We start from the raw sequence: 10,479 nt of genomic DNA, 5'->3' as shown, positions 1-10,479 counted from the left end.
AGCAACAAACTTTGCGAAATCAGCCTTTGATAAAGAAAAAGGATGCCCCAATATAAGGACATCCCATGATCTATTTTAACTAATCACATGAAAAACAAAGTTGAATAAAAACAAAGTTGCGATGACATATAAAGCAACTGAAACTTCCCTTGCTTTGCCTATCGAAATCTTTAAGATTGGATAAAGAATAAATCCGATGGCAATCCCGTCCGCAATACTGTAAGTGAAAGGAATCATAGCAATGATAAAGATAGCCGGAAAGCTTTCGCTCATATCCTTTAAATCAAGATTGCGGATGTTTTGCAGCATCAGTCCGCCAATAATGATCAGAATTGGGGCAATCGCGCTGTTTGGGATCAGCTTAATAACAGGAATAAAGAATGCGGATAGCACAAACAGCATCCCGGTTGTAACTGCTGTCAATCCTGTACGTCCCCCGGCAGCCATACTCGCTGCACTTTCAACTGTTGCTACAGTTGGACTTGTCCCAAAAACACCGGACAATAATGCTGAAACAGAATTTGCCTGGAAAGCACGCTTAAACTGTTCCGGCCTGTTAATAAAACCAACATGACCATGGACTAATCCGATATTTTCAAATACCAGAACCATTGTCAAAGAAAAAATGGCAATCCAAAAAGTGACCGAAAGCAAGTTATCAAATGACATTGCCCCAAATACTTCCATATAATCAGAAAGTGCGAAAGACTTTTCATTAGTCTTCTGCACATCTATCAGCCCAAAAGCCCATGCGATCAGTGTTCCTGCCACAACAGTAATTAAAAAGTTGCCAGGTACGTTACGCATGAATAAAACGATGGCCAAGAGGAACGTCAAGATGGTTGCAAGCACTTGCGGGTCGCCAAGCTCACCTAAAGCAATAATGGAGTTTGTCCCTTTTTCAACGATTCCGCCTTTTTCAAGTCCGATCAGCATCAGGAAAAGCCCCAGTCCCACTGTAATCGCTTCTTTAAGTGAATGAGGAATCGATTCACTTAATGTCTTTGCAAATCGTGAAAATGCCACGAAAACAAAGATCAGACCGGATATGAACACTACAGCCAATGCTTCCTGCCAGGTTAAGCCCATGGACTGGACCATAGTATAAGAGAATAAAGCATTAATTCCCATGCCAGGTACAAGGAGGATCGGCACATTCGCCCAAAACCCCATAATTAAACAGCCGACAACCGATGTTATAATGGTTGCAAAAATAGCTGCTTCCAAAGGTATTCCTGCTTCAGAGAGAATTAGAGAATTAACTGCGATAATATAAACAATCGTAAAAAAGCCGATTGCTCCAGCCATAACCTCCCTTTTAACAGTTGTTCCATTTGAATTCAGCTGAAAAAGCCGGTTAAACCACTTACTCATATATACTACCTATCTATTCAATTAGCCCTCTCCCTACCCGCTCTCCCCGCATATAAAAATACGGGTGAGCCACAAGCAGTATTCTATCAAAAAAAATTCATTCTGCCAATAGAAAGGTCAGACGTCTGCTCAGAAAAAAATCAGCGTGAATTCTCACGCCGATTTGATATGCCGCTCCTTATCTTTCCAACAACGATACTTAATAAGAAATGAAACCTTTATTCACTATCAGCTAACTGTCTATACAGATTGCCCATTTCAATTGCTCCGACAGCTGCTTCCCATCCTTTGTTTCCGGATTTGGTGCCTGCACGCTCAATAGCCTGTTCAATCGTGTCAGTTGTCAGTACTCCGAAGATAACTGGGACTCCGCTCTGCAATGCTATGCTTGAGACCCCTTTTGCCACTTCGCCACTGACATAATCAAAATGCGGAGTTGCTCCGCGGATTACTGTGCCAAGTGTAATAACTGCATCAAATTTTCCGGATTGGGATAGCTTTTTAGCTGCAAGCGGGATTTCGAATGCTCCAGGAACCCATACAACTGTCACATCGTCTTCACTCACTCCATGGCGCTTAAGTGCATCTTCCGCACCGCTTAAAAGCTTGCCCGTAATGAATTCATTAAAACGTGACACAACAATTGCCATTTTCAATCCTGTTCCTACTAAATGACCTTCAATTACTTGTTTCATCTCAAATCGCTCCCTTAAAATTGTAATAAATGCCCAAGTTTTGTTTTCTTTGTTTTTAAGTAATTCTCATTTTCAGATTTGGCTGGCATTTGAAGAGGAACCCGTTCGGCTACCTCCAGCCCATAGCCGCCTAATCCTGCAATCTTGCGGGGATTATTGGTTAAGAGGCGCATTTTTTTTACCCCCAGATCCCTTAGGATTTGTGCACCTACTCCATAGTCGCGAAGATCATCTTTAAATCCGAGTTTATGATTTGCCTCAACGGTATCATATCCCTCTTCCTGCAGCTTATAGGCTTTCAATTTATTGATCAGGCCGATGCCGCGTCCTTCCTGTCTCATGTATAAAAGGATTCCCCGGCCTTCTTCCTCAATCTGTGCAAGCGCTGCTTCAAGCTGGGGTCCGCAGTCACATCGGTTAGACCCGAATACATCTCCGGTCAGGCACTCTGAATGAACACGAAGCAATACGGGTTCATTTTCATCTATTTCTCCTTTTACAAGAGCAATATGGTCTTTTCCATCTACAGTGTTTGTATAGCCGACTGCTTTAAAATCTCCAAATTCTGTTGGAAGCTGAATCTCCACTTCCCTTTTTACAATGGAGTCATGTTTCAATCGATACTCGATCAATTGCTGAATCGTGATCATTTTTAAGTTAAACTTTTCTGCCACTTTTTCAAGATCATCTACGCGCGCCATTGTTCCATCATCTTTCATGATTTCACAGATAACCCCGGCAGGTGAAGCACCTGCGAGACGAGCCAGGTCGACTGCTGCTTCAGTATGGCCTGCCCTCCTGAGGACTCCTCCTTTTTTTGCAACCAGCGGAAAAACATGTCCCGGACGGGAGAAGTCTGAAGGCTTAGCGTCACTCTCGAGCATTTCTTTTATTGTGAAAGCACGCTCAAAAGCACTGATGCCTGTAGTGCTTTTCACATGATCAATACTGACTGTGAACGCTGTTCCATGGCTGTCAGTATTTACTTCTGCCATCGGATTCAGCTCCAGTTTTTCAGCCAGCTCCTCTGTGATGGGTGTACAAATCAGGCCTCTGCCTTCTTTGGCCATAAAGTTGATGGTTTCCGGTTTCGCATATTCCGCGATTGCCAGGAAATCCCCTTCATTTTCCCTATCTTCATCATCACAGACTATGATGACTTTTCCTGCTTTTAAATCTTCCAAAGCCTCATTTATTTCACTGAACATGATTTATTGCCCCTCCTTTTGCTAATTATAAGAAGCCGTTCTCTTTAAGGAATCCTTCTGATATTCCTTCTTTAGGCGGTGTGGTCCCCTGCTGCTGCCTGTTCATGAAGGAATATAGGTATTTTGCAAGCATGTCAAATTCGAGATTGACAATGTCACCAACTGTTTTGAAGCCTAGTACCGTTTCACTCGCTGTGTGGGGAATGATCGAGACGGTAACGGTATTGTCTTCATTGCCGAATACAGTCAGGGAAATCCCATCCACAGCGATAGATCCTTTCATAATAAGCAAATGGCTTAAGGCAGCCGGCACAGATATTTGTATATAAATAGCATTTTCACTCGATGTCTTTTTGAGGATCTGACCTGTACCATCCACATGCCCTGTCACAAAATGCCCGCCAAATCGGCCATTTGCCGACATCGCCCTCTCCAAGTTGACTTTTGTTCGTTCTTTAATGGCAGATAGCGAAGTGCTTTTGAATGTTTCGGGCATGACATCTGCTAAAAATTCATTTTTTGCAAATTCCGTAACTGTAAGACACACGCCATTAACCGAAATGCTGTCCCCCAATTGAACATCTGATAAAACTTTGGAGGCCTGAATCGTCAGTTTCATCGCCTTGCCTTGCTGAACTACTTTTTTTACTGTTCCAAGCTCCTCAATAATTCCTGTAAACATTATTGCGTGGCCTCCCTCAGCGGTTTTGCGGTAATTCTAAGGTCTCCGCCAATCCTTTTGATTTCTGCGAATTCCAGTACAGGGGAGTCTTTTACATAGTCGGCACCATCCCCGCCAATAAATGGAATCGCCTTATTGCCTCCAATAATTTTAGGAGCCATATAGAGGATCATCTGCTGAAAGAAACCTTCTTTAATAAATGAAGCATGGATCTCAGACCCGCCTTCAACAAATAAAGTCATGATGTTTCTTTCACCTAAGTTTTTTAATACTTCTTTAATCGGCACCTCATTAGCAGGAAAAGAAAAAACTTCTGCATTATACTTCCTTATTTCCTCTGCTTTTGTCGAATCTATTTCGCAGCCGGTAAAGATGATGGTCTTAACAGACTGATCTCGGATGACATTTGCGTCAGCCGGAATTCTGAGATTTGTATCTAAAACAATTCGAATGGGATTTTTTCCGCCTTGGGGCAGCCTGGCGGTTAAAAGGGGATTATCGTGAATGATCGTATTTACACCTGTAAGTATTGCGTCATGTTCATGCCGTAGACGGTGTACATCCTGCCTGGATTCTGGAGAGGTAATCCATTTGCTGTCACCGGTTTTTGCAGCTGTTTTCCCATCAAACGATGAAGCTGCTTTAATGGTTACGTATGGTGTCTTTGTTTTTATAAAATGGAAAAATGGTTCGTTTAGGGCATCTGCTTCCTTTTTCAACAGACCGGTCACCACGTCAATACCGGCATCCTGCATCCTTTCGATTCCTTTGCCTGAAACCAGAGGATTTGGATCGGCAGAAGCAATAAAAACCCTATTAATTCCTGAATTAATAATTAAGTCTGCGCATGGTGGAGTCCTGCCAAAATGGCTGCACGGTTCAAGAGTGACATAAATATCAGCCCCTTTAACCTCATCGCCAGCCGCAGCAATCGCATGGACTTCTGCATGGGGAGTTCCCGCCTTCAGGTGAGCACCCATCCCAAGAATTTCACCATTTTTAACAACAACCGCACCCACCTGCGGGTTAGGACTGGTTTGTCCTTTGGCTGCCGCTGCCAGACTTATGGCTAACTTCATATATTCCTGGTGGTTCAAATTATATGAATCCTCCTTTCCTTACAATTTCTCCAAATTAAGTATGAAACGGCAAAACCCCGCACACCAGCTAGGTGTAACGGGGCAAAAACACATGACGAAATAAGCGTTAAAAAAAGGGTTTTTTTGAACGCATTACTATACTCATTCCTTCTCCCATCCAGACTTTCACTGTCGGCTTTGGAATTTCACCAAATCCACCGCTATTATTAAGCACCTATCTCTGCTAATAAAACCGGGTCACGGACTAAGAGGGCGTACCCTCATCACCGCCGGTTGGGAATTTCACCCTGCCCCGAAGGAAATCCTATTCTATTATAAGAATCTTATCATGAATAGCCGGAATATACAAAGAGAATTGGTTGTGAAAGAATTGAAACTTTTGCTTTAAACAGCCGTATAGTTAAAATATAGAAGAAGGAATGAAAGGGCGATACTAATGATTGAACCGAAAGAACAGCTGATAAATGAATTAAAGAAATGCGAAGAATGGGAAAAAGACCAAGGTGATTTGTGGTTTTGGGAGAAGCTCGGGAGGCTTCCTTTCAAACTTATTGATAGATTTACACCGGAGTTCATACAAAAAAAGGTTGGAGTGATTCTTGATGAACTTGGCACGTATATTCAATCAGGAGGAAGATATTTAAGTTCAGCAGCAGCCTTAAAGAATTATTATCCTGGACAAAATATCCATACCCTGCAGGATCTAGAAGCCCTGCCCATAGTAAAGATGGATGAAGCCGCGGAAAAGCTAACCTCAAACCGAAAAAGAACCGCTGCATTGCAGGGTGCGGGAACAGGAGTCGGAGGGATTTTCACCCTGACCATTGATATCCCCCTTCTCCTCGGCATTCAATTAAAAACACTGCAGGATATTGCGATTTGCTATGGCTTCGATCCCGCAGATAAAAATGAAAGAATGTTCATCGTCAAAATCCTTCAATTTGTTTCCAGTGATATTGTTGGAAAAAAAGCTATTCTACAGCAGCTTACCATGTTTGGCGCTAAAGAAGAAGGACCGAAGAGGGAAGTCGTTTCTGAGCTTCAAGGCTGGAGAGAGGTTGTATTTTCGTACAGGGACCAAATAGGCTGGAAAAAACTTTTCCAAATGATCCCTATTGCCGGATTGCTTTTTGGGGCATTCATAAATCGCTCTGCCGTTAATGATATTGCAGAAGCCGGCATAATGCTATACAGAAAAAGGGTAATCGTTAATCGTCTTCACCAGGATATGATTGCAGATACAAAACCGGAGAGCTAGTATGGCTCTCCGGCTAATTTATGGAAGCTTTTTGATTTCCTTCTCCATATATTCTTCATTTAAGGCTCCCAAAACTTTTTCTCTTATAACTCCATCAGAGTCAATAAAATAGCTTGTGGGATAGGCCATAATATTATAATCCCCACCAACAGCGCCTTTTACATCCATGGGAATTGTAAAAGTCAGCCCCAGCTCTTTCACGAACTTCTCAGCATCTCCATTATTCTTTTCAGTGTTTGTGAGATTTACGGCAAGAATATCGAAGTTTTTATCTTTGTACTTTTTATACAGCTTTTCCATATGCGGCATTTCCGCGCGGCATGGAGGACACCAGCTTGCCCAGAAGTTCAGAAGCACCGCTTTGCCCCTGTAGTCACTGAGCTTTACCGGATTCCCTTCCATATCTGTCAGTTGAAAATCCGGAGCAAGGTTGCCTTTCTCCAAACCAATAGGCAAATCCTCAGGATCTTCAATTTTATCGTATTTTTGCATTTGTCCGGCTTGCTCAACTACTCCCTGTTCCTTAAGAATGGTCTTGTCAACAATGAACAGCAAAAGGACAATAACTGCAGCTCCCAGTAAAAACTTTTTCATTCCAACACCTCTAAATTGATTTCCCTATACTTAAACTGAATTTATCATACTATACAGGGAATCCAGAATCTATAAATGTGCACATGGTTTTAATGATTGCGATAAAGAAACAGAGCCGCAAAAATGGCATAAATTCTGCGCTTTTCTTTTGCATCCAGACTAATATTAAAGGAAAGGACAGGTGTGTTTGGATCCTTAAAGCGCTTCCCCCACTCAAATGGCATCCACCCTTTGCGAAGACGGGCAATTCTATTCGATTGATCATCCAAAACCTGCAGATCTGTGTGTAAAAAGGTTTTAGGAACGGCATACTGCATATCTTCACTCTGAAACAGCAGAGTGCTCCCATCCTTTTTAAATTCGATTATTTCCCTGCAGTGGCCATCTGAAGACAAGACTTCGATTCCCTTGTTACGGATGATGATAGATGCCTCAAGATTTTCAGTATGGTCATAAATCCCCAGCCTTTTTGGGAAAAATCGGTCTATAAAATAAGGGAGGAACCAGCGAAGCTTCCGCATTTTCATATCTCTGATTTCACCTATCATCATTCCTTCAGGATCAAAAATAACCATTCTGAGAGAAGGAGCCGGCAAAAAAGCGATCAGCACACTTGACTGCTCTAAAAAAGATAGAGGGGCTTGTCCTTTATAGTAATAATTACTTGCTGCCTCGGCTGCCCTTTGTTTATTCAGCAGATACATTTGATGACACAAAAAGCTATAAATAATAAAAGGGAACAAGATAATAATGAAATTAGCCCCTGGAAATTTGTTGAAGAATATCAATAAAACAAAAATTGGGGGCATAAGTGCTGTAAGGCTTGCATTCAAAGAGATGTCAGCTGTTTTCAGGTAATAGTGCTGGATATTCATCAGTAAGTCTCCCCTGCATTATTTGATTCTTTCTATATTCTATTAATCAGGTCCAATAAAAATGAATTTTAAGAGGATTTTATTAGCGGGAGCTCTTTTTATTTTGCAAAATTCACTTAAAAAAATAAGCTGACGGAAAGTTTCCGCCAGCCTGATTAATAGAATTATTTTAGCGCATTAACTGCATTTATTAGCCCGTGGCCTGACTGCTCGTCATACCCAGGCTTAAAGATATCTTCTGATGAAGTTTGAATAATGTGCTTAACTTTTGCGGGAGAAATTTTGTCTTTACCATGTTTTGCGATGATCACACCAGCAAGTGCTGCAACTTTCGGAGCAGCCATGGAAGTTCCACCCTTATAGCCATAGCCTCCGCCAGGGATTGTTGCTAATGCCAAGTAAGTATTATCCCTGCCGGCTCCGGTATTTGGATCATAGTTTGGTCCCAAGTCTCCTCCTGGAGCCATAACATCAATTTTGCCGACACCATAATTCGAATAGAAAGCAAGATTCTTTAAAGCTCCACCCGCAGACACCCTGATCATCAATTGACTGCTTGGACTTCTGTGTGTGGCACCATTATCAGAACCGGAAAGCTGCCCCGGACTTTTTAAATCAACAGCATTATTGCCTGCTGAACCAACTACAGTAACACCTTTTTGAATGGCATATTTGATGGCTCTGTTAAACATTTGTACGTCCGCTACAGTATCCTTTGTTGCATACTCAGGATTCTGGAACCAATCATATCCGCCAAGAGACATGTTAACAACATCTACATTATCATCCGCAGCTGTCATTAAAGCTTCGGCAATATGGGAAGTAGCTGCCCCTCCTTCAGGACCGAATACACGGTAAGCCGCTACCTTCAAGTCTGGTCCAACCCCCATCGTTCTTCCTTTTGCTGCGATGGATCCCGCAACATGTGTTCCATGGCTGTTTTCATCCATTGGATCCGGATAGCCGGGAACAAATGATTTACCATATGCGTAATTTCCCTTTAGATCCGGGTGGTTATAGTCGATACCTGTATCAATTACCCCAACAACGATATCTTTGCCATCAGCAGCCTTTCCAGTCCCTCCTGGAAGATTCCATGATGCTCCATCATTTGTTACTTGTTTGATGTCCCACTGCAGACGATTATATAAATCCGCACCATCTAATGGAAGATCAGCTTCCACTGCAGGAGCTTCGGGATAAATGACATTTTCAGCGCCGGCAGATGATACTAGGGAAGACTTTCTGATTTCATTAAGAAAATTAGGATTAGCTGAAGAGACTTCAACAGCTCCTAATTTGTTCAGTTTATTCTGTACTTGCCCTCCAGCCTTTTTCACTAAATCTGTATACCCTGCAGGAAGCTTTGCTTCATCTTTAAATACGACCAAATAGTTCTTTACAGCAGTTTGGGCTTGTCCAACACCGGCAGAACCCGCAAAAACAGCTGAGGCACATAATGCCAAACTTAATGCAGCCGTTACGATGCCCTTTTTCATATTCATTTTGTATATTGCCCCCTTATATTTTCTAATTTTCATTATATTCAAAATAAATTTTCCAGCAATCTTTGTTATTCGACAAATCCCTTTGCCCCAAAAAGGAACTCCACAACTTAGAACTCATATTTTTTACATTAAAATCCATAGATTTAAACAACCACAGGTATATTAGCCTTGTTTTCAACAAATTCTCTTTTTCCTCCCAATCCTTACTGTCGAAAAGATAAGAGTTTCATCCTAATTAAAAAACCGCACCATGATAGATACGGTTAAAATTGATTGATTCTTTTAAATGATTTTCTGGCATCATCATATCCCTGGAGATATAACTTTTCCAGTTTTTGAGGATTACGTTCCATCCGTCCCACTTGTAACGGCTCCTGCGGCTGGACGACAAGGACTGTCCCCTTCTTTTCTTCCTGCTCTACATAGCGGAGGGTCTCGTTATAGGTCAGGTAACGTTCTGCCAGTGCTTTTTGCAGCCCGGTATAATGCGGATATTTCCTTTTTACCATAAAAGCAAATTTAGATGGTTTTTTGGAATAGCCCCGGTTTCTTGTCAGGATTACTATATTTTTTTTGAATCCATCCTGCTGTGCTTTTTTAATTGGAATGGGATCGCTTATTCCTCCATCAAGGAGGATTCTTTTATTAATAGCAACCTCAGGTGCAATAAAAGGCAGGGAACTGGATGCTTTTAAAACCTTCAGCATATCTTTCCCATAGTCTGTTCTATTGAAATAAACAGGATTGCCTGTATGGCAATCTGTTGTTCCAATTACAAATTCAGACTGGTTTTTATAAAACTCTTCGTAGTGATAGGGGACAAGCTTATTCGGTATTTCATCAAAAATAAAATCCATTCCGAAAAACTGACGCGATTTAGAAATTGCGCCATGAGATATATCGCGGATCTGTTACATAATCCAAATTTACAATTCTATTTCTGCCCTTTTGTTTGGACAAATAAGAAGCGGCATTGCATGCGCCTGCAGAAACACCAATAACATAAGGAAAGCTGAGGTCCTGTTCAAGAAAATATTCGAGAACACCGGCTGTATACACTCCACGCATTCCTCCGCCTTCAAGCACCAGGCCCGTTTCACTGATCACCTTTCATCTTCCTTTCTATCTTTTAAAGCAATACTACCAAAATAGCACTCTCCGATATACAATTATGCCCAAAAGGAA

At 41.8% G+C, this 10,479-nt stretch carries 9 protein-coding genes, 1 pseudogene and 1 riboswitch; of the genes and pseudogenes, 1 reads left to right on the top strand and 9 read right to left on the bottom strand.

Going from position 1 to position 10,479, the window contains the following annotated elements:
- Positions 1-75: 75 nt before the first annotated feature.
- The 5 genes from CHI10_RS21120 to ribD form a co-directional block, all read right to left on the bottom strand.
- Entirely contained in the window at positions 76-1,374 is a 1,299-nt protein-coding gene (locus tag CHI10_RS21120) for an NCS2 family permease (protein ID WP_095246113.1), read from the bottom strand.
- Between the two features lie 218 nt (positions 1,375-1,592).
- Positions 1,593-2,069 carry a 6,7-dimethyl-8-ribityllumazine synthase gene (gene ribH, locus CHI10_RS21115; protein ID WP_095246112.1) on the bottom strand — a complete coding sequence of 159 codons (477 nt, stop codon included), beginning with the start codon at positions 2,067-2,069 and terminating at the stop codon, positions 1,593-1,595.
- Between the two features lie 14 nt (positions 2,070-2,083).
- Positions 2,084-3,277, bottom strand: a complete 1,194-nt coding sequence (locus tag CHI10_RS21110; protein WP_095246111.1) for a bifunctional 3,4-dihydroxy-2-butanone-4-phosphate synthase/GTP cyclohydrolase II — start codon at positions 3,275-3,277, stop codon at positions 2,084-2,086.
- Positions 3,278-3,302: 25 nt separating this feature from the next.
- Positions 3,303-3,959 carry a riboflavin synthase gene (gene ribE / locus CHI10_RS21105; RefSeq protein WP_095246110.1) on the bottom strand — a complete coding sequence of 219 codons (657 nt, stop codon included), beginning with the start codon at positions 3,957-3,959 and terminating at the stop codon, positions 3,303-3,305.
- Positions 3,959-5,056, bottom strand: a complete 1,098-nt coding sequence (gene ribD, locus CHI10_RS21100) for a bifunctional diaminohydroxyphosphoribosylaminopyrimidine deaminase/5-amino-6-(5-phosphoribosylamino)uracil reductase RibD (RefSeq protein ID WP_095246109.1) — start codon at positions 5,054-5,056, stop codon at positions 3,959-3,961. The genes ribE and ribD overlap by 1 nt, the downstream gene beginning before the upstream one ends.
- A gap of 144 nt (positions 5,057-5,200) precedes the next feature.
- Positions 5,201-5,363: riboswitch (FMN riboswitch) on the bottom strand.
- Between the two features lie 132 nt (positions 5,364-5,495).
- On the opposite strand from ribD, the gene CHI10_RS21095 reads away from it, so the two are divergent.
- The gene (locus CHI10_RS21095; RefSeq protein ID WP_095246108.1) at positions 5,496-6,317 is read left to right on the top strand and encodes an EcsC family protein; all 822 of its coding nucleotides are present in this window, start codon (positions 5,496-5,498) and stop codon (positions 6,315-6,317) included.
- Between the two features lie 18 nt (positions 6,318-6,335).
- On the opposite strand, the gene CHI10_RS21090 is transcribed toward CHI10_RS21095, so the two are convergent.
- The 4 genes and pseudogenes from CHI10_RS21090 to CHI10_RS21075 form a co-directional block, all read right to left on the bottom strand.
- A complete protein-coding gene (locus CHI10_RS21090) occupies positions 6,336-6,911 on the bottom strand; it encodes a TlpA disulfide reductase family protein (protein ID WP_095246107.1) in 576 nt (191 codons plus the stop codon).
- An 89-nt stretch (positions 6,912-7,000) separates the two neighbouring features.
- Positions 7,001-7,786 (bottom strand): hypothetical protein, encoded by a 786-nt coding sequence (locus tag CHI10_RS21085; protein WP_095246106.1) that lies wholly within the window; start codon positions 7,784-7,786, stop codon positions 7,001-7,003.
- 164 nt (positions 7,787-7,950) lie between these two features.
- Complete coding sequence (locus CHI10_RS21080; protein WP_095246105.1) at positions 7,951-9,291, bottom strand: S8 family serine peptidase; 1,341 nt, start codon at positions 9,289-9,291, stop codon at positions 7,951-7,953.
- 266 nt (positions 9,292-9,557) lie between these two features.
- Positions 9,558-10,401, bottom strand: a pseudogene (locus tag CHI10_RS21075) (patatin-like phospholipase family protein).
- Positions 10,402-10,479: the final 78 nt, after the last annotated feature.

The sequence above is a fragment of the Bacillus sp. 7894-2 genome, from assembly GCF_002272225.1.
Taxonomy (GTDB): Bacteria; Bacillota; Bacilli; order Bacillales; family Cytobacillaceae; genus Cytobacillus.
The sequence above is the reverse complement of the archived record's forward strand: the minus strand, read 5'-3'. Positions and strand labels throughout refer to the sequence as shown.